Origin of the sequence: Streptomyces sp. NPDC055243 (genome assembly GCF_044544025.1) — a bacterium.
Classification (GTDB): Bacteria; Actinomycetota; Actinomycetes; order Streptomycetales; family Streptomycetaceae; genus Streptomyces.
This window is the reverse complement of the sequence record NZ_JBITWR010000002.1, coordinates 398,551-423,335: the sequence shown is the minus strand read 5'-3', so window position 1 is coordinate 423,335 and position 24,785 is coordinate 398,551. Positions and strand designations below refer to the sequence as shown.

Genomic DNA, 24,785 nt, shown 5'->3' with positions numbered 1-24,785 from the left:
CAGCAGGGCCAATCAGCGGGAGGTGGCATGGCAGACGTACGTGTGATCCACGATGTGGACCGGAAGCTCGGCAGCCGGCAGTTGTCGCAGCTGGTGACCGGTACGGCCGGGGCCCACCCCGGCTACCGCGCGCTCGCCCACGGCATCCGCACCCTCCTCCTGGACGGCCGCATCCCCCTACGCACCCGGCTTCCCGCGGAACGCGAGCTGGCCACGGCACTCGGTGTCAGCCGGGCCACCGTCACCGCCGCGTACGACCTCCTGCGCGAGGGCGGCTACGCCCGCAGCAGGCGCGGCGCGGGCACCTGGACCGAGCTGCCCGACGGGAGCCGCCCCTCCAGCGTGGCCGCGTTCCCCGCGGGCGACGGCGTGCTCGACCTCGCGGTGGCCGCACCCGGCGCACCCGAGGCCGAGCTGACCGAGGCGCTCGCCGCCGCGGCCGCCGCCCTCCCCCCGCATGCCTCGACGCCGGGCTACCACCCGTACGGACTACCGGAGTTGAGGGAGGCCGTCGCCGACCGCTTCACGCGGCGCGGTCTGCCCACCCTGCCCGACCAGATCCTGATCACCACCGGCGCCCAGCACGCCCTGTCCCTCACGCTCTCCCTGCTCGGCAGACCCGGCGACCGCATCCTGGTCGAGAACCCCTCGTACCCGAACGCTCTCGACGCGATCCGCCGCGCGGGACTGCGCGCCACGCCCGTACCCGTCACCGACACCGGCTGGGACACCGGCCTCGTCGAGTCGACGCTCCGTCAGGCGGCGCCCCGCATGGCCTACTTGGTGCCCGACTTCCAGAATCCGACGGGCGGTCTGATGCCCAGGGAGCAGCGCGTACGCATCCTGGAGGCGGCCCGCTCCACCGGCAGCTGGCTCCTGATCGACGAGACGATCGCCGACATCGCGCTCGACGGGCCGCCGGCCGCGCCCTTCGCCTCGCTGGCCCCGCACGGCGTGGGCGAACAGGTCGTCACCGTCGGCTCGTTGAGCAAGACGCACTGGGGCGGGCTGCGCATCGGTTGGGTGCGGGCGGGCTCACGGCTCATCACGGAGCTGGCGACCGCGCGCGTCCCCTCCGACATGGCGACCCCGGTGATCGAGCAGCTCGTCGCGCTGCATCTGCTGTCCGGCATGGACGACGTACTGCGTGACCGGCTGCCGCGCATCCGGGCCCAGCGGGACGCGCTCGCCGCCTCGCTCGCCCACCACCTGCCCGAGTGGCGCTGGCGGACCCCGCCGGGCGGCCTGTCGCTCTGGGTCGACCTGGGGCAGCCGATCGCCTCGGCCCTGGCCCGCACGGCGCTCGCCCACGGCGTACGCATCGAGGGCGGCGCCCGCTTCGGCGCGGACCCCGGCACGCACGAGCACCGGCTGCGCATTCCCTACACCCTGCCTGCCGCCTCCGGCGAGGAAGCGGTCCGGCGGCTGGCCGCGGCGCTCGGCACGGGCCTGGACCGCTCGGCCACCGGAGGACCACGCCACTGGGTCGCCTGACGGCACGGCGCTCCATCAGGCCGCTCCATCAGGGCGCTTCACCAGGCCGCTTCACGAGAACGCTCGGAGAAGGGCGCCGCGCTCTACCGCGGCCCCGGCTCCCCGAACAGCTCCACCGCTCCCCGGACCGCCGCGAGGCCCGCGGCCAGCGCGCTGACGGAGCCGATCGCTCCCGCGACGAGCAGCAGCGACCGCCGCAGCCTCGGCACCTCCGGGGCACCGCTCAGCGCCATCGCGGCCAGTGCCGCGAGCTCGTCCTCGGCAATGCCCCGGTCGGGGAACTCGGCCGGATGCGCGGCGAGCTCACGGCGCAGCCGCGACACCGCGGTGCCCAACTCCGCGACTCGCGGATCCTCATCGCTGCCGGTCACTTGCCTCTGCCCCACGCTCCGCAACACAGCTCTCCCCCTCGCACGACGTCGCGCGCATCTTCTCGTGCAGATCTTGCGACCCCCGCGCGGCGTTGGTCAGACACCAGGGGGACGCGGGTCAGTAAACGCCACGGGAAGCAGGACGCGCCACTTTATGGCCTGAAGACACCGCGTCGACCGCTGATCGACCGCACAACGACCGCGGAAGGCCACTTCGACCGCCGCGACCGGGCGGCCGTGGTGCGGTATGCAGGAGCCATGACGAATCCGATGATCGCCGGGCTCCTCCTCGCCGCGGGCGGCGGGCGGCGCCTGGGAGGCCGGCCGAAGGCGCTCCTCGACCACCGGGGGCGGCCCCTCGTGGAGCACGCGGTCCACGTCCTGCGCGAGGGCGGGTGCACGCGCGTGCACGTGGTGCTCGGGGCGGACGCCGACGTCGTACGCGCGAAGGCCTCGCTCCCCGGCTGCGTACTGATCGACAACCCGGAGTGGGCGGAGGGGATGGGGTCGTCGCTGCGGGCGGGCCTCGCATCCCTGCGCGAGGACGCCGCCGACGCCGAGGCCGCGCTCGTCTCGCTCGTCGACCAGCCGGGCATCGGCCCGGCCGCGGTGGCCCGCGTGCACGCCGCCTACCGCTCGCCCGCCACCCTCGCGGCGGCCGCGTACGACGGGGAGCGCGGCCACCCGGTGCTCTTCGGCGCCGACCACTGGGCGGGCATCGCGGCGAGCGCGGTGGGTGATCGCGGGGCTCGCTCCTATCTGAAGGAACACGCCGGAGAAATCTCACTCGTCGAGTGCGGCGACGTGGCCCGGGCGTACGACATCGACACCCCCGCCGACCTGATCCACCTTGAGTGACCGGCATGGCACTCAGCGACACGTTCTGTCGATGAGAAGAATCTCGACGTCAACAGACGATTGAACTTCCACTATGAGGAAACTAGTATCCACTGTTCAGAAGCACCCGTTCCCTCAAGTGGGGCCCACGGCCGTATCTCGGCTCCGGTGGCACTGAGTGTCACTGCGAATGCCCGGCGGTCGCCAAGGCGCCACCTGTGAAGCTCGCTGAAGGAAGTGACAGCTCATGTCCGCACCAGCGCAGTCCCCGCTGGCCATCGTCGACGCGGAGCCTCTGCCGCGGCAGGAGGAGGTCCTCACCGACGCGGCCCTCGCCTTTGTGGCCGAGCTGCACCGGCTCTTCACGCCCCGGCGTGACGAGCTCCTCACCCGCCGCTCCGAGCGCCGCGCCGAGATCGCAAGCACCTCCACGCTCGACTTCCTTCCCGAGACCGCGGCGATCCGCGCGGACGACTCCTGGAAGGTGGCGCCGGCCCCGGAGGCCCTGAACGACCGCCGCGTCGAGATCACCGGGCCGACGGACCGCAAGATGACCATCAACGCCCTGAACTCGGGCGCCAAGGTCTGGCTCGCGGACTTCGAGGACGCATCGGCGCCCACCTGGGAGAACGTGGTCCTGGGCCAGCTCAACCTCACCGACGCCTACGAGCGCCGCATCGACTTCACCGACGACCGCAGCGGCAAGTCGTACGCCCTCAAGGACGCGGGCGAGCTCGCCACCGTCGTCATGCGCCCGCGCGGCTGGCACCTGGACGAGCGTCACCTCCAGCTCGAGGGCCGCCCGGTGCCCGGCGCGCTGGTCGACTTCGGCCTGTACTTCTTCCACAACGCCAAGCGCCTCATCGAGCTCGGCAAGGGCCCGTACTTCTACCTCCCGAAGACGGAGTCGTACCTGGAGGCCCGCCTCTGGAACGACATCTTCGTCTTCGCGCAGGACTACGTCGGCGTCCCGCAGGGCACCGTCCGCGCCACCGTCCTCATCGAGACGATCACGGCCGCGTACGAGATGGAGGAGATCCTCTACGAGCTGCGCGACCACGCGTCGGGCCTGAACGCGGGCCGCTGGGACTACCTCTTCTCCATCGTCAAGAACTTCCGTGACGGCGGCTCGAAGTTCGTCCTGCCGGACCGCAACCTCGTGACGATGACCGCCCCCTTCATGCGGGCGTACACCGAACTCCTCGTCCGCACCTGCCACAAGCGCGGCGCGCACGCGATCGGCGGCATGGCCGCGTTCATCCCGTCCCGCAAGGACGCGGAGGTCAACAAGGTCGCGTTCGAGAAGGTCAAGAACGACAAGGACCGCGAGGCCGGCGACGGCTTCGACGGCTCCTGGGTCGCGCACCCGGACCTGGTCCCGATCGCGATGAAGTCGTTCGACGCGGTCCTGGGCGACAAGCCCAACCAGAAGGACCGTCTGCGCGAGGACGTGAAGGTCGCCCCCGGTGACCTGATCGCCATCGACTCCCTCGACGCGAAGCCCACGTACGACGGCCTGGTCAACGCCGTCCAGGTCGGCATCCGTTACATCGAGGCGTGGCTGCGGGGCCTGGGCGCCGTCGCCATCTTCAACCTCATGGAGGACGCGGCCACCGCCGAGATCTCGCGCTCGCAGATCTGGCAGTGGATCAACGCGGGCGTCGTCTTCGAGAACGGCCGGACGGCCACCGCCGACCTGGCCCGCGAGGTCGCCGCCGGTGAACTGGCCGCCATCCGCGCCGAGATCGGCGAGGAGGCCTTCGCGGCCGGCAAGTGGCAGCAGGCCCACGACCTCCTCCTCCAGGTCTCCCTGGACGCGGACTACGCGGACTTCCTGACCCTCCCGGCGTACGAGCAGCTGCGCTGATTCCCCTGCGGAATTCATGACTTGGCCCCCGGCACCGCACAGCGCCGGGGGCCAAGTCATGCCCCGTAAGGGGCGCGGGGAACTGCGCACTCAGCCAGGGACCGCCCGCGGCTAACCGAGATGCGAGGACCAGTCCTGCTCAGCCGCGGGCTTCCCGTGCAAGTCGGGCACCCGCTTCAGCCAGGCAGGCCGCCCCCTCTCCGTAGCGGCAGCGCGCCGGGCGTCGGCGGCAGCCAGCTCCCCCCGACTGGGAAAGTCCCTCGGCAGCCAAGCCGCAGAGGAACGCGCTCTGGCCAGCAGGAAGCCGACGTACGCCTCCCGCACCTCCCCGGGGGACGAGAACCCCGGTTCAGATGCCAGCCACGCGTCCGGCACCAGGGCGACGATCTCGCGGAGAGCGGCCTCCGTCACCAGCGGAGCGAGCTCCGCGTCGGCTGCGGCCGTATCGGGGGCGTACCCCCCGAGGGCGTGATGGCGGAAGTCGTACACCTTGTCCGGCGCGGACGCGCCCCAGCGGTGGTGGAAGACCAGGGCCGCGCCGTGGTCGATCAGCCACAGGTGCGGCTCGTGGGTGCCGAACGTGGGCCAGACCATCAGGTTCGAGCTGTGCACCGTGCGGTCGACGTTCGCCGTGAGGGCGTCGAGCCACACCACCTTGCCCGCCTCCAGCGGGTCCACGTCGAGCGCCTCGGGCGTGAAGTCCACCGCCCCCGGCAGGAGGTCCATGCCGAGGTTGAGCCCGGCACTCGCCTCCAGCAGGTCCCGCACCTCCTGGTGCGGCTCGTCCGCCGCGACGGCCGGGTCGAAGTCGACCAGGACGAGCTCGGGGAAGCGCAGCCCGAGGTGGCGGGCCAGTTCGCCGACGATGATCTCGGCGACCAGGGCCTTGCGGCCCTGCGCCGATCCGGTGAACTTCACGACGTACGTACCCAGGTCGTCGGCCTCGACGATGCCGGGCACCGATCCGCCGGTCCGCAGGGGTTCGATGTAGCGGGTGGCAACGACCTGTCTCAGTGTCTTCAAGGGTCCCGCTCTCCAGCTTCCTTCGTTCTCACGGAGTCAGAGCGTCTTGCTCAGACGGTCGGCGAGCAGGGACGCGAAGCGTGCCGGGTCGGTCAGCTCCCCGCCCTCCGCGAGCAGGGCGGTGCCGTACAGCAGCTCGGCCGTCTCGGTCAGCGCCGGGTCGCCCGCTCGCTGGTCGTAGGCCGTCTGGAGGCCGCTGACCAGCGGGTGCCCCGGGTTGAGTTCGAGGATGCGCTTGACCGGCGGGAGCTCCTGGCCCATCGCCTTGTACATCTTCTCCAGGGCCGGTGTCAGGCCGTCGGTGTCGCTGACCAGGCACGCCGGTGAGCTGGTGAGGCGGGTCGTCAGGCGTACGTCCTTGACGTCGTCCAGGGTTTCGTTGAGCCAGGTCAGGACCGCCGCGTAGGCGTCGGCCTGCTCCGCGGAGGGCTCCTCGTCGGAGGGCAGGTCGTGCGCGCCGCGGGTGATGGACTGGAACTCCGTGCCCGCGTAGCCCCCCACTCCCTCGACCCAGATCTCGTCCACCCGGTCGGTGAGCAGCAGGACCTCGTACCCCTTGGCCCGGAAGGCCTCCATGTGCGGGGAGTTGGCGATCTGTGCGCGGCTGTCGCCGGTCATGAAGTAGATCTTGTCCTGGCCCTCCGGCATCCGGGTGAGGTAGTCGGCCAGGGTGGTGGGCTCGTCGCCTGCCGTGGAGGCGAAGGAGGCGATGTCGAGGATCGCCTTGTGGTCCTCGGCCCCGTCGAGGAGGCCCTCCTTGACGACGGGTCCGAACTCGCGCCAGAACGTGCGGTACTTGTCGGCTTCCTTGTTCATCAGGTCCTTGACGGAGGCCAGGACCTTCTTCGCCAGGCGGCGGCGGATCAGCTGGATGTGCCGGTCCTGCTGGAGGATCTCGCGGGAGATGTTCAGCGACAGGTCGGCCGCGTCCACGACGCCCTTGACGAAGCGCAGGTGGTCGGGCAGGAGCTCGCGGCTGTCGTCCAGGATGAAGACGCGCTTGACGTACAGCTGGAGGCCGTGGCGGGCGTCGCGCTGGTAGAGGTCGTGCGGGGCCCGCGAGGGCAGGAACAGCAGCGCCTCGTACTCGAAGGTGCCCTCCGCCCGCATCTGGATGACCTCGAGCGGGTCGGCCCAGTCGTGGCTGACGTGCCGGTAGAACTCCTGGTACTCCTCCTCGCTCACCTCGGAGCGCGGGCGGGCCCAGAGCGCCTTCATCGAGTTGAGGGTCTCGTCCCCGAGCCGGACCGGGAAGGAGATGAAGTCCGAGTACCGCTTGACGATCTCCCGGATCTTCCCCTCGTCGGCGTAGTCGTAGAGCGCGTCCTCCTCGTCGGCGGGCCGCAGGTGCACGCAGACCGACGTGCCCTCCGGCGCGTCCTCCACGGTCTCGATCGTGTACGTGCCGTCGCCCGTCGACTCCCAGCGCACACCGGTCGTCTCACCGGCCTTGCGGGTGAGCAGCGTGGTCCTGTCGGCGACCATGAACACGGAGTAGAAGCCGACGCCGAACTGGCCGATCAGCTCCGCCGACTCCTTGTTCTCCTTGAGGCGGCGCAGCATCTCGGCCGTACCGGACCGGGCGATGGTGCCGATCAGTGCCACCACCTCGTCGCGCGTCATGCCGATCCCGTTGTCCCGCACGGTCAGGGTGCGGGCCTCCTTGTCGGCCTCGATGGCGATGTGCAGGTCGTCCGCACCGAGCTTCTCGTCCTTGAGGCCGGCCAGGCGCCGCTTGTCCAGGGCGTCAGAGGCATTGGAGATGAGTTCGCGCAGGAAGATGTCCTTGTTCGAGTAGATCGAATGGACCATCAACTCCAGCAGCTGCCGGGCCTCGGCCTGGAACTCCAACGTCTCGGTGCTCATGACTTCCCCTCTGGTCAGTAGATCTGTGCGACGCCAAGAATTCCAGAGGCCGGGAAGATGCACACACCGGTATCCGGGCACGGCGCGGTGACGGTCGCCGAACCGGCGGCTACCCGGCGGCCCGATCGCCGGCGCGGAGCCGGTCAGGACGCGCGCAGGGCCTTCGCGAGGACTCCCTCGCCCGTCAGCTCGATACGGCCCGCCCGCACGCCCTCCCCCACCGTCGATGCGCCCCGGCCGACCTCCACGCACGTCTCGGCGTCCAGGGCCATACGGGCGTCCGGTTCCGCGGGGGCCGGTCCGTCGCCGTACGACTCCCGCCCGCCTCCCAGGCTGACGTGGAACTCCCCTTCGTCCAGGTGGACTTCCAGGACCCCTTCCACTCCGAGCGCCGCCAGGGCCCGGAGCAGCGGCAGCGCGAACCAGTGGGCGCGGACCGCGTCCGTCGGCCTGCGCTCCTGGAGGGCGGGCGCGCCCCAGGTGGCGAGCGCCTGGAGCACCGGGAGCAACGTGCGACCCCGCTCGGTCAGTTCGTAGACGTACGCGGCCGAGGGCGGGGGCAGGCGGCGGCGCGTCGTCAGGCCTTCGCGCTCCATGTCCTTGAGCCGGGAGGCCAGGACGTCCGTGCTCACGCCCGGCAGATCGGCGTGCAGGTCGGTGTAGCGCCGGGGGCCGACCAGGAGCTCCCGGACGATCAGCAGGGTCCAGCGGTCGCCCACGGCGTCGAGGGCGCGGGCTGCGGCGCAGTACTGGTCATAGCTTCGGCGGGACCTGGCGGCGGGTGGCATGCGACTCAGTCTATGCAAGTTGTTGGACTTTCCAAGCTCCAACTTGGTAAAACCAAGTAACTCACGTCACGGGAGGCACAGCGCATGGAGTTCCGGCAGTCCAGCAAGCTCAGCGAGGTCTGTTACGAGATCCGGGGCCCGGTCATCGAGCACGCCAACGCCCTGGAGGAGGCGGGCCACAGCGTCCTGCGCCTCAACACCGGCAACCCCGCGCTCTTCGGCTTCGAGGCGCCCGAGGAGATCGTCCAGGACATGATCCGGATGCTCCCCCAGGCGCACGGCTACACGGACTCGCGCGGCGTCCTCTCCGCCCGCCGCGCCGTCGCCCAGCGCTACCAGGCCCTTGGCCTGGACGAGGTCTCGGTGGACGACGTCTTCCTCGGCAACGGCGTGTCCGAGCTGGTCACCATGGCCGTCCAGGCCCTCCTGGAGGACGGCGACGAAGTCCTCGTCCCGGCCCCGGACTTCCCGCTGTGGACCGCCGTGACGACCCTCTCCGGAGGCAAGGCCGTCCACTACGTGTGCGACGAGTCCGCGGACTGGTACCCGGATCTGGACGACATGGCGTCGAAGATCACCGACCGCACGAAGGCCGTCGTGATCATCAACCCGAACAACCCCACGGGCGCCGTCTACCCGAAGGAGATCCTGGAGGGCATCCTCGACCTCGCGCGCCGCCACGGCCTGATGGTCTTCGCCGACGAGATCTACGACCAGATCCTGTACGACGACGCCGTGCACCACAGCGTCGCCGCCCTCGCCCCCGATCTCGTCGTCCTGACCTTCTGCGGCCTCTCCAAGACGTACCGCGTGGCGGGCTTCCGCTCGGGCTGGCTGGTCGTCACGGGCCCCCAGCAGCACGCGAAGAGCTACCTGGAGGGGCTGACCATGCTCGCCTCCATGCGCCTGTGCCCGAACGCCCCCGCCCAGTACGCCATCCAGGCCGCGCTCGGCGGCCGCCAGTCCATCCGCGAGCTGACCGCTCCGGGCGGCAGGCTGCACGAGCAGCGCGACATGGCGTGGCGGAAGCTGAACGAGATCCCCGGCGTCTCGTGCGTGAAGCCGAAGGGCGCGCTCTACGCCTTCGCGCGCCTGGACCCCAAGGTCCACCCCATCCACGACGACGAGAAGTTCGTCCTCGACCTGCTGCTCCAGGAGAAGATCCAGGTCGTCCAGGGCACGGGCTTCAACTGGCCGCGCCCCGACCACTTCCGCATCCTGACCCTCCCTTACGCTGACGACCTCGACGCGGCGATCAGCCGCATCGGCCGCTTCCTCAGCGGCTACCGCCAGTGACGTCACCGGACGACGGGGGTCGTGTGTCTCTCTGTTCCACCTGCCGGGTTCCTTCCCTCACCCAGTTCGCCTCGCCCGGCCTGGTCGAGGCCATCGTGTACGGCGGGCTCGACCGCGCGGCCGACCCGGCCTGGGCGGAGTCGGGCGCCGTCACCCTCGACGACTACGCGCGCTGGTGCGGCCATCTGTGCGGTCTGACGTGCCTGCGGATGGCGCTCGGCCCCTCCGCGCCCTCGCTCTTCGAGCTGCGGGACGGCGCGCTGAAGTACGGCGCCTACACGGAGGACGCCGACGGCACGATCCACGGGCTGATCTACGCCCCGTTCGCGGAGTACGTACGTGATGTGCACGGCGTCAACGCCACGGTGCACCGGCACCTCACGGTCGAGGAGGTCACCGGCCTGCTCGACGAGGGCCGCTCGGTGATGGTCTCGGTGCACTACGAGATCCGCCGTCCGCACCTGCCTTCGCCCGGCCGGGGCGGCCACCTGGTGCTGGTCACCGGGCGTTCCGCGGACGGCGGGCTGCACCTGCACAATCCGTCCGGGATCGACGCGGGGACGCGGACGGCGGACATGGCACTTTCGGACTTCGAACCGTTCTTCGCCGGACGCGGGGTGTCCCTGCGCTGACAGAGGGTCATCCTTCCTGCCAGGATGGCGCGATGATGCGTGGAGGCAGGGTCGCCATCGTGGGTGGGAGCATCGCCGGATGCGCCGCCGCACTCGCCGCGTACCGCGGTGGCGCCGATGAGATCACGGTGTACGAGCGGGCCGCGGGTCACCTCGCCGACCGCGGTGTCGGACTCGCGGTGCACAACTCCCGTTACGCGGAGCTGGATTCCGCCGGGTATCTGGACGCGGACATGCCGTGGGTGCAGCTGGAGCGGCGCCGCTGGTACGTGCGGGACGGGTCGGCGGCGGGGCCGCTCGGCCACGAGATCGGGGCGATGGCGTTCCCTTTCCGTACGTACAACTGGGGACCTCTGTGGCGTGAGTTGCGCGGCCGGGTGCCCGAGTCCGTGGTCTTCCGGACGGGCGTGGCGGTGGAGGAGGTGCGCACCGGCCGCGAGGACGCCGAGGTGGTCACCGCCGACGGCACCGAGCGCGCCGACCTCGTCGTCGGCGCAGACGGCTACCGTTCCGTGGTCCGTGCGGCGGCGTTCGCGACCGTGCGTCCCGTGTACGCCGGCTATCTGGCCTGGCGCGGCGCCTTTCCCGCCGTCCGGCTGCCGGACCCGGAGCTGTGGGCCGAGGAGGACTGCGTGTACGTCGTCTTCCCCGGCGGCCACCTCATCGTCTACCGCATCCCGGACGGCATCGGCGGCCACCGCGTCAACTGGGTCCTGTACACCGCGCCGCCGCCGGACCTCGACCTGGGGCTCGGCCTCGACCTGCGGCTCACCGCGCCCACCAGCCTGCCGCCGGGCGGCCTCACGGAGGCCCTCTCCTCCCACCTGACCTACGTGTGCGACGCGTTGCTGCCGCCCTACTGGGGCGACCTCGTCCGTACGACCACCCCGGACGAGCTCTTCCTCCAGCCGATGTACGACTTCACCGCGCCCCGCTACACCACGGGCCGGGTGCTCCTGATGGGCGACGCCGCCACCGTGGCCCGGCCGCACACCGGGGCGGGCGCGGTCAAGGCGCTCCAGGACGCGACGGTCCTGGAGTCCGCCTTCGCCACGGCCACGACCTGGCCGGACGCCCTCGACACGTACGACACCGACCGCACCGTGGCCGGTGCCGCGATGGTCGATCTCGGGCGGCGCCTGGGCCGTGCGCTCGTCGAGGAGACGCCGCCGTGGCGGTCGATGGACCAGACGGCGCTGGAGACGTGGTGGAAGCAGGCCGACGGGAGCGGGGCGTTCGGGGGGCGGGAGCTTCGACGGTGAGATGAGGCGGGAGCGGCTGAGGTGGGGGCGGGCTGACGCGGGCGGCGGCTGATACCCATCCGTCGGTTTGGGTATGCACGTCAAGATCAATAAGATCCGGCGATGATCACAAGAAAACGGCTGGCGGCCGGGGCCTTCACCCTGCTCGCCGCCTTGACCGCCGGACTCGGCACGGCGGGCCCCGCCGCCGCCGAAGCAGACGAACCGGCGCAGCCCTCGCCCAAGGTCGAGCTCGTCCTCGACGTCAGCGGTTCGATGCGGGCCCGCGACATCGACGGCAAGTCCCGGATGGCGGCGGCGAAGCAGGCGTTCAACGAGGTGCTCGACGCCACGCCCGACGAGGTCCAGCTCGGCATACGCACGCTGGGCGCCAACTACCGCGGCGACGCCCGCAAGACGGGCTGCAAGGACACCGAGCTGCTCTACCCCGTCGCCGAGCTCGACCGCGCGGGACGCACCGACGCGAAGGCCGCGGTGGCCACGCTCGCGCCCACCGGGTGGACGCCGATCGGCCCCACGCTCCTGAAGGCCGCCGACGACCTCAAGGACGACGACACCGGGCGCAGCCGCCGCATCGTCCTCATCTCCGACGGCGAGGACACCTGCCAGCCGCTCGACCCCTGCGAGGTGGCCCGCAAGATCGCCGCCGAGGGCATCCACCTCACGGTCGACACGCTCGGCCTGGTGCCGGACGCCAAGACCCGCGACCAGCTGAGCTGCATCGCCGAGGCCACCGGCGGTACGTACACCTCGGTGCGGCACACCGACGAACTCTCCGGGCGCGTCAAGCAGTTGGTCGACCGCGCCGCGGACCCCGTCGCCACCCCGGTGGCCACCGAGGGCGCCACCCAGTGCTCCGAGGCCCCGCAGCTGAAGGCGGGCGTCTACACCGACCGGGAGAAGTTCGGCGAGCACCGCTGGTACCGCGTCGACGTGAAGCCCGGCCAGGAGCTGCGCGCCTCCGTCAGCGTCGGCGCCGACCGCGCGGTGAACCAGGACTACGGCGTGCTGCTGCGCGCCTCGACCGAGCGCGGACGCGAGATCGTGCGGGGCTCCGAGGCGGGTGACGGACGTACGGACGTGATCTCGACCGGGCTGCGCTACCCGAAGCCGGAGGAGGACGGCGACGACGAGGGCAGCGACGGGGGCGAGCCCGCCGCCGAGACCGTGTGCCTCCAGGTCAGCAACTCCTTCTCGGCGCCTTCCTCCGTGAAGACGACCCCGGGTCTGCCCGTCGAGCTGGCCGTCGACCTGGTGGACGCGCCCGACGAGGCCTCGGACGTGGCGTCCTTCGGTCTGGGCAACGGCTGGTGGCTGCTCGGCGCCCTGGTCCTCACCGGCTTCCTCGCCGGTCTGGTCTGGGGCTGGGTCTCGCGCTGGCGCTTCGCGGTCTGGAGGACCAACTGATGCGTACGACACGTGTGTTGAGCCGGGCCGGCCTGCTGGCCGGCGCCGCGCTGCTCGCCCTGACCGGCACGGCCGGAGCGGCCTTCGCCGCCGGCTCGGACGGTTCTGACGGTTCAGGTGGTTCCGACACGTCCGACGCTCCGACCGAGGCCGGTACGTCCTTCCGTACGGCGACCGCGATCCAGCCGGACCAGGAGGCCACCGCGGAGGCGTCCACCGGCGACTACCTGTACTGGTCGTTCCCCGCGGACGTCGGGCAGCGCGCCACCGTGCACGCCACGGTGAAGCTGCCCGAGGACACCGCCCGGCACGGCGCATCCACCTGGCGGGTCGACGTGTACGACGGACTGCGGCGCCACCAGGCGTGCCGGTTCGGCGCGCAGAGCAGGACGGCGGCGCAGGACGCCGCCACGGTCGAACTGTCCTGCACGCTGCGCACGGTGCGCGGGTGGGCCGAGCCGTGGGCCAACGACCCGCTGCCGGGCACGTACTACGCCCGGCTGACGGTCACCGGACTCAAGGCGGACGACCTGGGCCTGCCGATGCGGGCCGAGGCGTTGGTCACGACCAGCGACGCGGGCGGTGCGCAGGCGGTGGACGGCGCCCTCGCGGAGCCGTTGGTGCCGGGGGTCGGCACGAAGACGGCGGCGGCCTCCAGCGAGCCGGAGGACGGCTGGGCGTCGGGGTGGTGGTCGTCCCGCTGGCTGTGGACCGGGGCCGGTGGCGTGCTCGGCGCGCTCGCGGGCATCGGGGGCTACTGCCTGACGCGCGGCTCGGGCCGCCCGGCGCGCGTACCTGCGGGGATCTAACCTCGGTGGTGGCCGGACCGGGCCTTCCGGTCCGGCCACCACCGACAGAACAGGAAGTTGTGCACCATGGGTGACCTGCTCCTCGTCCGGCACGGCGAGACCCAGTGGTCCCTGACCGGGCAGCACACCAGCTGGACGGACATCCCGCTGACCGAGAACGGCAGGGAGCAGGCGCGCGGGCTCGCACCGCTGATCGGCAGGTTCCGGATCGGCGCGGCGTTCGTGAGCCCCCGGCAGCGGGCCCGGGACACGGCGGAGCTCGCGGGCTTCCCGGAGGCCCGGGTCGACCCCGACCTTGGCGAGTGGGACTACGGGGCGTACGAGGGGGTCACGACGGTGGAGATCCACCGCACCCGCCCCGACTGGTATCTGTTCACGGACGGGGTGGCCGCGGGCCCCGCCGAGCACCCCGGCGAGAGCCCGGAGCAGGTCGGCGAGCGGGCCGACCGGATGCTGGCCAAGGTCGACGCGGCGCTCGCCAACTACGAGGGCAGCGTGGTCCTCTTCGCCCACTCCCACTTCCTGCGGGTCCTGACGGCGCGGCGCCTCGGACTGCCGGTGTCGGGAGGGTCGTTGTTCCAACTGGCGACGGGGACGGTCTGCCGCCTCAGCACCGAACACGGCCGACCTGTCGTGGCGAGCTGGAACATCCGTCCGTAAAACCAGGCACACTCTGTCCCATATAGCTCTCTCACCACCAAGAAGGATCGCGAATGATCACGCTCAAGAAGGAAGACGGACCGGCTGATCTCGGCGGAGTGACCCGTCTGTCCATAGGGGTGTCCTGGGACCCGACCGTCGGCAGCAGCGGTGGGGTGCTGGGGAAGCTCCGCCAGAAGGCGGGCACCGACCTCGACCTGATCGCCATCGCGATGGCCGGGGCGGACCCGGTGCGCCTCGCCGGTCTCGACTCCCTCGACCCGCTGGGCAACGGCTCGCTGGTGCACAGCGGGGACAACCAGACCGGCAAGGGTGACGGCGACGACGAGACGGTGACCGTCGAGTTCGAGCGCGTGCCGGACAACATCACGTCCATCGTGTTCGTCGCCGCCGCGTACAAGAAGCGCAGCGCCTTCCAGAACGCGCGCAACATCAGCTTCAAGGTGTACGACGCCACGGGCGGCAGCACCCAGCAGGTCGCCGACATCTGGCCGAGCCTGCTCACCAATGACAACGGCTGCGCCGTGGCCAAGGCGATCCGGGAAGGCGGTGCCTGGAAGCTCCAGGTCATCAACGAGACCGGGAAGATCAAGCAGGGCGACGAGCAGGCCCTGATGCGCTTCGCGATGAGCAAGTAGCGGGCGGACGTCCGGGCCGGCCGGTCTCCCCGGCCGGCCCGGTGGCGGTCATGGGGCGGTGGGGCCGTCGCGCGGTGCGGCCGTCGCGCGGTGCGAGGGCCGGTTCGACACGCACCCCCAAGATCATCAAGACTTGCCGCCATGCGATACGGCGTGAACCTCCTCAACTTCGGCTCCGGCACCACCCCCGACTCCCTCGTCCGTCAGGCGACCGACGCCCGTGACCTCGGGTTCGGCCTTGCGATGATCTCCGACCACATAACGGTCACCCCCGACGTGCACGCGGTCTATCCGGCCCCGTTCTACGACCAGTTCGTGCTCGCCGCGCATCTCGCCGGCCGCGTACCGGGGCTGCGGCTCGGCACGACGATCACCGTGATCCCCTACCGCCACCCGCTCCAGACGGCCCGCCTGGCCGCCAACATCGACCAGCTGAACGAAGCGGGCTTCATCCTCGGCGCCGGTGTCGGCTGGTCCCGCGCCGAGTACGAGGCGCTGGGCGTCCCCTTCGAGGAGCGCGGCGCCATCACGGACGAGTACCTCACCGCGATCCGCGCCGCGTGGCGTGCGGAGACGACCTCCTTCCAGGGCCGGTACGCCGCGTACGAGGACATCCGCAACGCCCCCGCCCCGGCGACGCCCCTGCCCGTCTGGGTCGGCGGCAACTCCCCCGCGGCCCAGCGCCGCGCGGCCCGCCTCGGCGAGGGCTGGCACCCGTTCATGCCGACGCTCGACGCCGTGCGCACGGCACTGCCCCGGATCGCCGCCGAGGCCGAGGCCGCCGGGCGCCCCGCGCCGGACCTCGTGCCCCGCCTCCAGCTCCGGCTCGCACCGCAGCCCGACACGGCGGAACGCCCCCTCGGCCACGGCAGCGTCGACCAGCTCCGCGCCGACCTGGAGGCGCTGGCCGAGCTCGGCGCCACGGACGTCCTGCTCGACACCTACCCCGGTACGCCCGCCGAGCGCGGCACCGCCGACGACGACCGGCGCACGCTGGAACTCGTCGCCGAGAAGGTCGTCGACCTCGCCGCGGGAACCGTTCGCTGAGCCGGCGGGCCGCCGACAGCCGAGGTCCCGCGGCCGTTGTCAGTGGCACGAGGCACTATCGGAACCAGGCGGAAGAGGACCTGGGGAAGAGGTGGGCTCATGACGAAGCCTGTGACGGCCGCTCAGCGGCGGATCATCGAGGCCGCCGACCCGGCGACGGGCCGTCTCACCGGGAGCGAGACACAGCTGGCGGGACTCGTGCGCCACCGCCTCGCCTTCCGGCACCCCCGGCCGCCACACGCCTACTTCCTGACGCCCACGGGTCATCGGATACGGGAGGGCACCGAGCTCGGCCCCGCTGCCGATGCCCCCGCCCCTCCCCCGGTCGCCCCCGCCCCCTCCGGCCTCTTCGCCGCCCGCACGGGCACCGAGCCCGCACCGCCGCCCGGTGCCGAAGGCCCGGCCCGCGCCCGTGACGTGCGCAGCGCCTGGGAAGGCCTCCTGGAGATGCGCCGCATGACCAATCCGGACGGTGCGCGGGACCGCCCCTGCTCCTGGGAGCGGACGCATCTGGTGCAGGCCGCCGCGCTGGCCCTGGAGGCGGCGGGCTGCCCGCCGGGGCCCGAGGGGTATCGGGTGGGCGAGACCCCGCAGCCCGAGGCCGTCGCCGTGCGCGAGGCGGCGCCGGACCGGCTGCGGGCGTGCGCGACCGCGCTGGAGGCCGCGGGATGGCAGGTCGGCGAACACGCCGAGCGGCCGCACGGCGTGCGCTACCTGCTTGCCTCGCCCCGCAGGGGCTAGGCGCACGCGGCGCTGAAGAAGTGACCATGTCGAACCGTTGAAGGGAATGTCGTGTCGGAGCAGTTCTACGTGAGCATCGGTGTCCGTGGGTACGAGACGGACTCGCAGGGCCACCTCAACCAGGCCGTCTACCTGCAGTACGCCGAGCACGCCCGCTGGTCGGTGCTGCGCGCCGCGGGCATCGAGCAGGCCGGTCTGCTCGCCAAGGGGGTGGGCCCCGTCGCCCTGGAGAACACCATCCGCTACTTCAGCGAACTGCGCGCGGGCGACGAGGTGGAGGTGACCTGCGAGTTCGTGTGGGGTGAGCGCAAGACGTTCCGCATCGAGCAGTTGATCCGCAAGACGGACGGCACCAAGGCCGCCGAGGTGCACTCCATCGGTGGCCTCCTGGACCTCAACGCACGGCAGATGGTGGGCGATCCGCGCGAGTACTTCCGCGCGATGGCCGACGACCCGACCGTGATCGGCCTCTGACGGCTAGATTGGTGGTTGATCGTTCCAACAGGCAGCAAGCAGGCCCGCTCACCCACCGGAGGCCCTCTCGTGTCGGACCGCGACCCCCAAGCCGAAGCCGCCGCGGAGATACGCGCGCGCATCGACACCAGCACGCCGCACTCCGCGCGGTTCTGGAACTACTTCGTGGGCGGCAAGGACAACTACGAGAAGGACCGTGAACTCGGCGACCACATCAAGGGGATCCACCCCGGTCTCGTCGACGTGGCGCGGCTGAGCCGGCAGTTCCTGGGCCGCGCGGTCCGCCATCTGGCGACGGAGCAGGGCGTCCGCCAGTTCCTGGACATCGGCACCGGCCTGCCGACCGCCGACAACACGCACGAGGTCGCCCAGCGCGTCGCCCCGGACTCCCGCATCGTGTACGTCGACAACGACCCGCTCGTCCTGGCCCATGCCCGCGCGCTGCTCACCAGCACGCCCGAGGGCGTCACCGCGTACATCGACGCCGACCTCTACGACCCCAAGGCGATCCTGAAGTCCGCGAGCGAGACCCTGGATCTCTCGCGGCCCGTCGCCCTGATGATCCTCAACACCCTGGGCCACGTGGGCGATTACCAGCAGGCACGCGACCTGGTGTCGCAGCTCATGGCGGGCCTGCCGTCCGGCAGCTACCTGGTGATCAGCGACAGCACCGCCACCAGCCAGGGCATGATCGCGGCGTCGGACGCGTACAACAAGAGCGGCGCGATCCCCTATCACGTACGCAGCGTCGAGGAGATCGGCGGCTTCTTCGACGGCCTGGAGCTGGTGGAGCCCGGCGTCTCCCAAGTCACCCGGTGGCGCCCCGAATCCGAGGACGCGACGCCGGTCGACGCCTACGGAGCTGTGGCCCGCAAGCCGTAACCGGCCCCGCGCACCCCGCGCACACGGAGCGGCGGGGGCTAGGCGTCGACCAGCCCCCGCTTCTCGTCATAGTCCGCACGCGACTGCGCGATCGTCACCCGGTGCCGCTCCGCCCACCCCGTCAGGGTCAGCAGCGTGCCGTGCAACTCCTGGGCGACCGGCGTCAGGTCGTACTCGACCTTCGGTGGCACCGTCGGGTACACCGTGCGCGTGAGCAGACCGTCGCGCTCCAGGTTCCGCAGCGTCAGCGTCAGCATGCGGCGGCTGATGCCCTCGATGCTGCGCTCCAACTCCGTGAAGCGGATGGGGCCGTGGGCCGCGGCGACCAGGATCGGGATGCTCCATTTTCCCACCACCCTGTCAAGAACTTCCCGCAGCGGGCACGCCTGCGCGTTCACCACCTGCGCCGTTACACCGGTGTTCCCTTGGGACATCGAAGTTCCTCCTTCTCCCGGACTCCATGGTCACGCACGATGAGCCCCGTTACAAGTCGTGCACCTATGCAGCTCATGGAGGTTCCCATCGTGTCCGATGTCAAGGATCGAACCCTCGCACCGCGCTCCCGCCGGGCATCGCTCGCCGTTCTGTCCTCGGGCCTCCTGATGACGATCATCGACGGCAACATCGTGACCGTCGCGATGCCCGCCATCCAGAACGACCTCGGATTCTCGGCGCCGGGCCTCGCCTGGGTCGTGAACTCCTACCTCATCGCGTTCGGCGGCCTGCTCCTCCTCGCGGGCCGGCTCGGCGATCTCATCGGCCGCAAGCGGATGTTCGTCTCGGGTCTCGCCGTGTTCACCGCGGCGTCCGTGCTGTGCGGAGTCGCCACCGACCAGGGCCTGCTGATCGCGGCACGCGCCGTGCAGGGTGTCGGCGGGGCGATGACATCGGCGGTCGTCCTCGGCATGCTGGTGGCGCTCTTCCCCGAGCCGCGCGAACAGGCCAAGGCCATCGCGGTGTTCAGCGCGGTCGGCGCGGCGGGCGGCGCGCTCGGCACGTTCCTTGGCGGCGCGCTCACCGAGGCCCTCAACTGGCACTGGATCTTCCTGATCAACCTGCCGATCGGGGCCGTCGCGCTCGTCGCCGCGGTCCGCGTCCTGGCGAACGACCGCGGCACGGGCCTCGCCGGAGGCGCGGACTACCCGGGCGCGGCGCTCATCACCGGCGCGCTGATGCTCACCGTCTACACGATCGTGGGCTCCGCCGAGCACGGGACGCCCGCCACGGTCGCGCTCGCCGCGCTCTCCCTCGCCCTGTACGCCGCCTTCGCCGTCCGCCAGACCCGCGCGGCCCGCCCGCTGCTGCGCCTGCGCGTCTTCCGCTCCCGCACGCTGACCGGCGCCAACGTCGTGCAGATCCTGATGATCGCCGGCATGTTCGGCTTCCAGTACATCGGCGCGCTCTACTTCCAACGGGTCCTGGGTTACGGCGAGTTGAAGACGGGCTTCGCCTTCCTGCCCGCACCGATCGTCATCGGCGTCCTGATGGTGGGCCTGTCCGCCCGGCTGATCGGCCGCTTCGGCCCCTACCGTTCGGTGCTCGCGGGGCTTGCCCTCATCACGGTCGGCCTCGCTCTCCTCGGCCGCCTGCCCGCGGACGGTTCGTACGTCGTGGATGTGCTCCCCGCCATGCTGCTGCTCGGCGCCGGGTTCGCCGCCGCGATGCCCGCGGTGACGGGGCTGGCGATGGCCGGGGCGCGCGAGGAGGACGCAGGCCTGGCCTCCGGGCTCTTCAACACCACGCAGGTGGTGGGCGGTTCCCTGGGTCTCGCCGTCCTGACCACGCTGGCGGCGAGCCGTACGGAGGGTGTGCTCGCGGACGGCGGGCAGACCGTGGCGGCCACGGCGGACGGCTACCGCCTCGCCTTCTCGGTGGCCACGGGCATCGCGGCGGCGGGCTTCGCCCTCGCGGCGACGCTGCTGCGGCCGGAGCGCGGGACGACCGCTTCCGACAGCGCCGCCGCCCCCGAGATGGAGCAGGAGCGAGAGCAGGAGCGAGAGCAGGAGCACCCGGAACCCGTGGCCGCGCGCACCGCCCGCTAGAGGCGCGAACCGCGTGTTAGACCAGTCCAGGTACTGCACTTGCCTCACGGCGGCCGGGCCACTACGGTCCGGCCAGCCGTGAATCTACGCGCGTCGCGCACCGAGCGAGAGGTCCCTGACCATGCGTAAGACCCTTCTGACCGCAATGACCGCCATCGGCGCGGGAGTTGCCGTGGCGCTCGGCACCGGCCTGTCCACGGCACAGCCGAAGGCAGCCCCGTGGCAGCAGGTCGGGAGCGACGTGAAGTCCGGCATCAGCGGCCTCGCCGTCACCTACCGTTCGGGTGGCAATCTGCACGCCCTCGTCGTACGCGACAACAAGCGGCCCGGCGAGAACCGCGTCGCCGAGGTCACCTACCGCCACGGCCAGGCGGCCGTGGCCACGCCGCTGACCTGGCTGGGCGGTGCCGAGCCCGTCGACCTGGAGGCGCTCGACGCGGTGCCGGGGACGTCCGACGAGTACGTGGCCGTGGCCAGCCGGGGGCTCGCCTACCACCTCGAGCTGACCGACGCCGGGGAGGCCGTGCGGGTCCTGGACATCGCGCCGCTGCCCGCGATCGGCACGGGCGACGACTTCGAGAGCTTCACGCTGACGTCGCGGCACGGGAAGACGGTGGCGGTCTGGGCGGACCGGGGCGAGGGCAAGGACCGTCCCGCGACGCTGTACGCGGCGCCGTTCTCGATCAATTCCTACGGTGAGTCGAAGTTCGGCGCGGTGAAGACGGCGACGTTCCGAGCGCCGTACCCGAAGGGGGACGTCCGCCACGCATCGGACATGGAGGTGACCAGGTCGGGGCGCCTGCTGGTCAGTTCCGCCTCCGACGCCGGTGACGACGGGCCGTTCGACTCCGCCGTGAGCGACGCGGGCAGGGTGTCCGTCACCTCAGCGGGGAGGGTGCGGCTGTCCGTCGACAAGACGCCCGAGCTCCTGACGAAGTTCAAGGGCCACAAGATCGAGGCGCTGCACTGCGTGCCCGGCTCCCGCGTCGCGGCCCTCGGCACGGACGACGAGAACGCGGGCGGCGCCGTCACCATGCACCGTCTCTGCGACTGACCCCGGCGCCGTCTGTGCGGCTGATGCCGGAGCCGCCCGCCCGCCTCTTCCGGCGTGCGGGGCGTAGCGGATCCGCCCGCCCCGCACGCCGGTAGAGGCGGGCGACCGCAAGGCACTGCAGGGCCATGGACCCCGCCATGGCCAGGCAGACGCCGGGCAGCCCCAGGCCCAACAGGGCGTGGGCGAGCGCAAGTTGGACCGCCACCCCGCACGCCGTGATGCGGGCGAGGGCCGGGCTGCCGCCGCTGCCCTCGAAGACGCCGCCCAGCGCGATGAAGCAGGCGAGCAGCACCAAGTACGGCCCAAGGCAACGCAGATAGAGCGCCCCCGCGTCGGCCACCTCGCCCTCGGCGCCGAAGCCCCGCATGATCCACGGACCGGCGGCGAGCAGCAGCAGCGCGGCCGCCAGGCCCAGCGCCCCGGCGATGAGCAGGGCCTGGCACCCGACGGCCCGCCGCTCGTCGCGGCCGGTGCCCAGCAGGTGGGCGGTGTGGATGGCGGCGGCCTGGCGTACGGAGTAGAAGGCCATGGTCGCCAGATACATCGCCTTGGTCGCGATGCCGTACGCGGCGACCTCCCCGACGCCGATCCTGGCGACGACCGCCACCAGCGCGAGCGCGCCCGCCATCCGTACGACGAAGTCGGCCGACATCGGCAGACCGGTGGCCGCCGTCCTGCGCGCGTCGGCGCCCAGCCGCCTCTCGCCCCCTTCGCGGCGCGCTGCCCGCAGCAGCGCGTTGCGGTGCAGCGCGACGAGACCGCAGAGCAACGCGGCCGCCCGGCCGAGGACCGTGGCGATCGCCGCCCCGCGCACACCGAGTCCGAAGCCCACGATGAAGAGTGGATCCAGGACGAGGATCAGGCCGTTGGCCAGCAGGGCGAGCCGCATCGGGGTGCGGGTGTCGCCCGCGCCCTTGAGGATGCCGTCGACGACGTTCGTGGCGAAGTACACGGCCATGCCCGGCAGCGCGATCGCGAAGTAGCCGGTCGTGAGGGCCAGCGCGTCGCTCTCCCCGCCTAGGACCAGCCGGGCCAGCGGCTCCCTGCACAGGTAGCCGCCGACGGCCACGACCGGCGTGATCAGCACCCACAGGGCCCAGCCGCCGCGCACCGCCGACCGCACCGCGGCCCGGTCCCGCGCTCCCCGGGCCCGTGCGACCAGGACCGTCGTACCGGAACCGGCCATGAGGATGACGCCGAGCAGCAGGTTCTCGACGTTCGTGGCGACGGCCACCGCGGCGACCGCGTCCCCGCCCAGGCGCGCCACCCAGACCATGTTGATGATCCCGGCCGTGACTCCGGCGAGCAGCTCGAAGTAGACCGGGTACGCGAGCGAGACAAGTCGCCGCCGGTGCTCTGCCGATGGCGATGCCTTTCCTGATCCTGATCCTGATCCTGATCCTGATGACGGACCCATGGCCCATCCCCCCTCTTTCCGCTGTACCTCGATTCGAGGTACAGCGGAAAGAGATAGCATCAACCGCACGGGGTGGACAAGGGTGCGCGAGGTTACGCAAGGGTGCGCCGCTCAGGAACGCGCGACGAAGGGGCTCAACTCACATGCTGGAGCTGTCGATCCTGGGCTTCCTCCGCGAGGAGCCCCTGCACGGCTACGACCTCAAGACCCGTATCCAGGGCCTCAGCGGTCACATCCGCCCCGTGAGCGACGGCGCGCTCTATCCGGCGATCACCCGCCTGGTGAAGGCGGGCCTGGTCGAGCAGCGCACCGAGCCGGGCAGGAGCGCGGCGCCCCGTCGGATCCTCTCCCTCACCGAGGCCGGACGCACCGAACTCCTTGCCCGCCTGCGGGACCCCAAGGACGCCGACATCACCGACGGGCAGCGCTTCTTCACCCTGCTCGCGTTCCTGCGCCACCTCCCCGACCCGGCCGAGCAGGCCGCCGTGCTCCGCCGCCGCCAGGTCTTCCTGGACACACCGGCGAGCTTCTTCTACCGCGACGGGAAGCCGGTGTCGGCGGAGGAGGCGCCCGACCTCTTCCGCCAGGGCATGCTCCGGATCGCCCGCGCCACCGGCACGGAGGAGAAGAAGTGGCTGACCGAGGCCATCAGCACCCTGGAGGGCGGGCGCGGTTGAGGGGTCAGGGCCGCTGCGCCGCCACCAGTTCCCGGGCCTCCTCGTCCGTCGCGACCGACGGCGGGGAACCCTCCAGGGGCTTGCGGGCCGTCTCCTTCATCGCGGCCACCGCGATGATGCCGACCAGGCCCGCCAGCATCGTGTAGAACGCGGGCATCAGGTCGTTGCCGGTCGCGCCGATCAGCGCCGCGACCACCAGCGGGGTCGTACCGCCGAAGAGCGAGACCGAGATGTTGAAGCCGATGGACAGCGAGCCGTAGCGGACGTCCGTGGGGAAGAGGGCCGGCAGCGACGACGACATGGCGCCCAAGTAGCAGACCAGGGCCAGGCCGAGGATGAGCAGGCCGGTGAAGACCGCGACCGTGCCGCCCTGCTTGATGAGCAGGAAGGCCGGAAGGGCCAGGACGAAGAAGCCCACCGAGCCCGCCATCAGGACCGGCTTGCGGCCGATGTGGTCGGAGAGGCGGCCGACGGAGTTGATGAGCGCCATCAGGATCAGCATGACGAGCACGATGGACATCAGGCCGCCGGTCTCGCCGAAGCCGAGCTGCGTCAGGTACGTCGGCATGTAGGACAGCAGCATGTAGTCGGTGATGTTGAACGCGGCCACCAGCGCGATGCAGAGCAGCATCGCGCGCCACTGGCCGAAGAAGGAGTCCTTGAAGGACTTCTTCTGGCGTTCGGCGGCCGGTCCGCTCTCCGCCTCCGCCATCTTCTGGAAGGCGGGCGACTCGTCGAGCTTCAGCCGCAGGTAGAGGCCGATGAGACCGAGCGGCGCCGCCACCAGGAACGGGATGCGCCAGCCCCAGGACTGCATGGCGTCGTCGCTGAGCCACAGGGTGAGGGAGGTGACGAGGACCGCGGCGACGGTGTAGCCGATCAGGGTGCCGAACTCCAGGAAGGAGCCCCAGAACCCGCGGCGCTTGTCGGGCGCGTACTCGGCGATGAAGGTCGCCGCGCCGCCGTACTCGCCGCCCGTGGAGAAGCCCTGCACCATGCGGCACAGGACGAGGAGGATGGGGGCCCAGACGCCGATGCTGGTGTAGCTGGGGATCAGGCCGATCGCCAGGGTCGCCGTCGACATCATGATCATGGTCAGCGCGAGGATCTTCTTGCGGCCGACCCGGTCGCCGAGCGGCCCGAAGAACATGCCGCCGATGGGACGCACCAGGAAGGCGGCGGCGAAGGTGGCGAGCGAGGAGAGGGTCTGCGCGGTGTCGTTGCCGGAGGGGAAGAACTCCTTGCCGATGATCACCGCGAGGTAGGCGTAGACGCCGAAGTCGTACCACTCCATGGCATTGCCCAGCGCGGTCGCCTTCACCGCGCGCTTGACCTGGGCCTCTTCGGTGACGGTGATGTCCGACTGACGCAGGCGCGGGTTCTTGCGGCGGTGGATCGCACGGAAGAGCGCGCGGTGCCGGGCCAGGGCCTCCGGAGCGGGTGCCGGTGTTTCGGGTGCTTCGGGGGCGCTCACGGGGCAGTCACTCTCTCGGTCGGCGAT

24 protein-coding genes are annotated in these 24,785 nt (G+C 71.4%); 17 read left to right on the top strand and 7 right to left on the bottom strand.

Features of this window, described 5'->3' with window-relative positions; genetic code table 11:
• Nucleotides 1–27: 27 nt before the first annotated feature.
• Entirely contained in the window at nucleotides 28–1,494 is a 1,467-nt protein-coding gene (locus tag ACIGXX_RS06740) for a PLP-dependent aminotransferase family protein (RefSeq protein WP_399973356.1), read from the top strand.
• Between the two features lie 83 nt (nucleotides 1,495–1,577).
• Here ACIGXX_RS06740 and ACIGXX_RS06735 read toward each other — a convergent pair whose 3' ends face one another.
• Nucleotides 1,578–1,892, bottom strand: coding sequence for a DUF5955 family protein (locus tag ACIGXX_RS06735; RefSeq protein ID WP_351158871.1), 315 nt, complete (start codon nucleotides 1,890–1,892; stop codon nucleotides 1,578–1,580).
• A 231-nt stretch (nucleotides 1,893–2,123) separates the two neighbouring features.
• Between ACIGXX_RS06735 and ACIGXX_RS06730 the strand changes: the two genes are divergently transcribed.
• Both ACIGXX_RS06730 and aceB read left to right on the top strand, forming a co-directional pair.
• Entirely contained in the window at nucleotides 2,124–2,723 is a 600-nt protein-coding gene (locus tag ACIGXX_RS06730; protein ID WP_351158868.1) for a nucleotidyltransferase family protein, read from the top strand.
• A 226-nt stretch (nucleotides 2,724–2,949) separates the two neighbouring features.
• Nucleotides 2,950–4,569, top strand: a complete 1,620-nt coding sequence (gene aceB, locus ACIGXX_RS06725; RefSeq protein WP_361462120.1) for a malate synthase A — start codon at nucleotides 2,950–2,952, stop codon at nucleotides 4,567–4,569.
• Nucleotides 4,570–4,680: 111 nt separating this feature from the next.
• Here aceB and ACIGXX_RS06720 read toward each other — a convergent pair whose 3' ends face one another.
• The 3 genes from ACIGXX_RS06720 to ACIGXX_RS06710 form a co-directional block, all read right to left on the bottom strand.
• On the bottom strand, nucleotides 4,681–5,583 hold the full coding sequence (locus ACIGXX_RS06720) for a HipA family kinase (protein WP_361462293.1): 903 nt from the start codon (nucleotides 5,581–5,583) through the stop codon (nucleotides 4,681–4,683).
• Nucleotides 5,584–5,628: 45 nt separating this feature from the next.
• Nucleotides 5,629–7,458: a molecular chaperone HtpG gene (gene htpG / locus ACIGXX_RS06715; RefSeq protein ID WP_399973352.1), complete on the bottom strand. Its 1,830-nt coding sequence runs from the start codon at nucleotides 7,456–7,458 to the stop codon at nucleotides 5,629–5,631.
• Nucleotides 7,459–7,601: 143 nt separating this feature from the next.
• Nucleotides 7,602–8,246, bottom strand: coding sequence for a winged helix-turn-helix transcriptional regulator (locus ACIGXX_RS06710; RefSeq protein ID WP_399973349.1), 645 nt, complete (start codon nucleotides 8,244–8,246; stop codon nucleotides 7,602–7,604).
• An 84-nt stretch (nucleotides 8,247–8,330) separates the two neighbouring features.
• Here ACIGXX_RS06710 and ACIGXX_RS06705 point away from each other — a divergent pair, with 84 nt between their 5' ends.
• From ACIGXX_RS06705 to ACIGXX_RS06655, 11 genes are all read left to right on the top strand, one after another.
• Nucleotides 8,331–9,542 carry a pyridoxal phosphate-dependent aminotransferase gene (locus ACIGXX_RS06705; RefSeq protein WP_351158858.1) on the top strand — a complete coding sequence of 404 codons (1,212 nt, stop codon included), beginning with the start codon at nucleotides 8,331–8,333 and terminating at the stop codon, nucleotides 9,540–9,542.
• Between the two features lie 23 nt (nucleotides 9,543–9,565).
• Nucleotides 9,566–10,174 carry a C39 family peptidase gene (locus tag ACIGXX_RS06700; protein ID WP_361462130.1) on the top strand — a complete coding sequence of 203 codons (609 nt, stop codon included), beginning with the start codon at nucleotides 9,566–9,568 and terminating at the stop codon, nucleotides 10,172–10,174.
• A gap of 35 nt (nucleotides 10,175–10,209) precedes the next feature.
• Nucleotides 10,210–11,436: an FAD-dependent monooxygenase gene (locus ACIGXX_RS06695; RefSeq protein WP_399974335.1), complete on the top strand. Its 1,227-nt coding sequence runs from the start codon at nucleotides 10,210–10,212 to the stop codon at nucleotides 11,434–11,436.
• A 102-nt stretch (nucleotides 11,437–11,538) separates the two neighbouring features.
• Nucleotides 11,539–12,843, top strand: coding sequence for a VWA domain-containing protein (locus tag ACIGXX_RS06690; protein ID WP_399973346.1), 1,305 nt, complete (start codon nucleotides 11,539–11,541; stop codon nucleotides 12,841–12,843).
• Nucleotides 12,843–13,652 carry a hypothetical protein gene (locus ACIGXX_RS06685; protein ID WP_351158850.1) on the top strand — a complete coding sequence of 270 codons (810 nt, stop codon included), beginning with the start codon at nucleotides 12,843–12,845 and terminating at the stop codon, nucleotides 13,650–13,652. Before ACIGXX_RS06690 ends, ACIGXX_RS06685 begins: the two co-directional genes overlap by 1 nt.
• Nucleotides 13,653–13,718: 66 nt before the next feature.
• The gene (locus ACIGXX_RS06680; RefSeq protein WP_351158848.1) at nucleotides 13,719–14,312 is read left to right on the top strand and encodes a histidine phosphatase family protein; all 594 of its coding nucleotides are present in this window, start codon (nucleotides 13,719–13,721) and stop codon (nucleotides 14,310–14,312) included.
• Nucleotides 14,313–14,365: 53 nt separating this feature from the next.
• Entirely contained in the window at nucleotides 14,366–14,950 is a 585-nt protein-coding gene (locus ACIGXX_RS06675) for a TerD family protein (protein WP_351158846.1), read from the top strand.
• A gap of 141 nt (nucleotides 14,951–15,091) precedes the next feature.
• Complete coding sequence (locus ACIGXX_RS06670) at nucleotides 15,092–15,997, top strand: TIGR03619 family F420-dependent LLM class oxidoreductase (protein WP_351158844.1); 906 nt, start codon at nucleotides 15,092–15,094, stop codon at nucleotides 15,995–15,997.
• Nucleotides 15,998–16,096: 99 nt separating this feature from the next.
• A complete protein-coding gene (locus ACIGXX_RS06665; protein ID WP_399973340.1) occupies nucleotides 16,097–16,738 on the top strand; it encodes a hypothetical protein in 642 nt (213 codons plus the stop codon).
• A gap of 51 nt (nucleotides 16,739–16,789) precedes the next feature.
• Entirely contained in the window at nucleotides 16,790–17,212 is a 423-nt protein-coding gene (locus ACIGXX_RS06660) for an acyl-CoA thioesterase (protein ID WP_399973337.1), read from the top strand.
• Between the two features lie 69 nt (nucleotides 17,213–17,281).
• Nucleotides 17,282–18,094: an SAM-dependent methyltransferase gene (locus ACIGXX_RS06655; protein ID WP_351158836.1), complete on the top strand. Its 813-nt coding sequence runs from the start codon at nucleotides 17,282–17,284 to the stop codon at nucleotides 18,092–18,094.
• 38 nt (nucleotides 18,095–18,132) lie between these two features.
• Here ACIGXX_RS06655 and ACIGXX_RS06650 read toward each other — a convergent pair whose 3' ends face one another.
• Entirely contained in the window at nucleotides 18,133–18,528 is a 396-nt protein-coding gene (locus tag ACIGXX_RS06650; RefSeq protein ID WP_351158834.1) for a helix-turn-helix domain-containing protein, read from the bottom strand.
• 75 nt (nucleotides 18,529–18,603) lie between these two features.
• Between ACIGXX_RS06650 and ACIGXX_RS06645 the strand changes: the two genes are divergently transcribed.
• Together ACIGXX_RS06645 and ACIGXX_RS06640 are read left to right on the top strand one after the other, a co-directional pair.
• Nucleotides 18,604–20,136 (top strand): MFS transporter, encoded by a 1,533-nt coding sequence (locus ACIGXX_RS06645; protein ID WP_399973331.1) that lies wholly within the window; start codon nucleotides 18,604–18,606, stop codon nucleotides 20,134–20,136.
• Between the two features lie 121 nt (nucleotides 20,137–20,257).
• Nucleotides 20,258–21,190 carry a hypothetical protein gene (locus tag ACIGXX_RS06640; protein ID WP_351158829.1) on the top strand — a complete coding sequence of 311 codons (933 nt, stop codon included), beginning with the start codon at nucleotides 20,258–20,260 and terminating at the stop codon, nucleotides 21,188–21,190.
• Here the strand turns inward: ACIGXX_RS06640 and ACIGXX_RS06635 are convergent.
• Nucleotides 21,165–22,607 carry an MATE family efflux transporter gene (locus ACIGXX_RS06635; protein ID WP_399973327.1) on the bottom strand — a complete coding sequence of 481 codons (1,443 nt, stop codon included), beginning with the start codon at nucleotides 22,605–22,607 and terminating at the stop codon, nucleotides 21,165–21,167. The genes ACIGXX_RS06640 and ACIGXX_RS06635 overlap by 26 nt on opposite strands.
• 143 nt (nucleotides 22,608–22,750) lie before the next feature.
• Between ACIGXX_RS06635 and ACIGXX_RS06630 the strand changes: the two genes are divergently transcribed.
• Nucleotides 22,751–23,284 (top strand): PadR family transcriptional regulator, encoded by a 534-nt coding sequence (locus tag ACIGXX_RS06630; protein ID WP_351158827.1) that lies wholly within the window; start codon nucleotides 22,751–22,753, stop codon nucleotides 23,282–23,284.
• A gap of 4 nt (nucleotides 23,285–23,288) precedes the next feature.
• On the opposite strand, the gene proP is transcribed toward ACIGXX_RS06630, so the two are convergent.
• On the bottom strand, nucleotides 23,289–24,758 hold the full coding sequence (gene proP, locus ACIGXX_RS06625; protein WP_399973323.1) for a glycine betaine/L-proline transporter ProP: 1,470 nt from the start codon (nucleotides 24,756–24,758) through the stop codon (nucleotides 23,289–23,291).
• Nucleotides 24,759–24,785 lie beyond the last annotated feature (27 nt).

Coding starts and splice junctions, on each gene's coding strand:
- ACIGXX_RS06630 (WP_351158827.1), top strand. CDS start 22,751: ATGCTGGAGCTGTCGATCCTGGGCTTCCTCCGCGAGGAGCCCCTGCAC.
- aceB (WP_361462120.1), top strand. CDS start 2,950: ATGTCCGCACCAGCGCAGTCCCCGCTGGCCATCGTCGACGCGGAGCCT.
- ACIGXX_RS06690 (WP_399973346.1), top strand. CDS start 11,539: ATGATCACAAGAAAACGGCTGGCGGCCGGGGCCTTCACCCTGCTCGCC.
- ACIGXX_RS06680 (WP_351158848.1), top strand. CDS start 13,719: ATGGGTGACCTGCTCCTCGTCCGGCACGGCGAGACCCAGTGGTCCCTG.
- htpG (WP_399973352.1), bottom strand. CDS start 7,458: ATGAGCACCGAGACGTTGGAGTTCCAGGCCGAGGCCCGGCAGCTGCTG.
- ACIGXX_RS06730 (WP_351158868.1), top strand. CDS start 2,124: ATGACGAATCCGATGATCGCCGGGCTCCTCCTCGCCGCGGGCGGCGGG.
- ACIGXX_RS06640 (WP_351158829.1), top strand. CDS start 20,258: ATGCGTAAGACCCTTCTGACCGCAATGACCGCCATCGGCGCGGGAGTT.
- ACIGXX_RS06740 (WP_399973356.1), top strand. CDS start 28: ATGGCAGACGTACGTGTGATCCACGATGTGGACCGGAAGCTCGGCAGC.
- ACIGXX_RS06670 (WP_351158844.1), top strand. CDS start 15,092: ATGCGATACGGCGTGAACCTCCTCAACTTCGGCTCCGGCACCACCCCC.
- ACIGXX_RS06705 (WP_351158858.1), top strand. CDS start 8,331: ATGGAGTTCCGGCAGTCCAGCAAGCTCAGCGAGGTCTGTTACGAGATC.
- ACIGXX_RS06665 (WP_399973340.1), top strand. CDS start 16,097: ATGACGAAGCCTGTGACGGCCGCTCAGCGGCGGATCATCGAGGCCGCC.
- ACIGXX_RS06695 (WP_399974335.1), top strand. CDS start 10,210: ATGCGTGGAGGCAGGGTCGCCATCGTGGGTGGGAGCATCGCCGGATGC.
- ACIGXX_RS06685 (WP_351158850.1), top strand. CDS start 12,843: ATGCGTACGACACGTGTGTTGAGCCGGGCCGGCCTGCTGGCCGGCGCC.
- ACIGXX_RS06645 (WP_399973331.1), top strand. CDS start 18,604: ATGGAGGTTCCCATCGTGTCCGATGTCAAGGATCGAACCCTCGCACCG.
- ACIGXX_RS06675 (WP_351158846.1), top strand. CDS start 14,366: ATGATCACGCTCAAGAAGGAAGACGGACCGGCTGATCTCGGCGGAGTG.
- ACIGXX_RS06710 (WP_399973349.1), bottom strand. CDS start 8,246: ATGCCACCCGCCGCCAGGTCCCGCCGAAGCTATGACCAGTACTGCGCC.
- ACIGXX_RS06635 (WP_399973327.1), bottom strand. CDS start 22,607: ATGGGTCCGTCATCAGGATCAGGATCAGGATCAGGATCAGGAAAGGCA.
- ACIGXX_RS06650 (WP_351158834.1), bottom strand. CDS start 18,528: ATGTCCCAAGGGAACACCGGTGTAACGGCGCAGGTGGTGAACGCGCAG.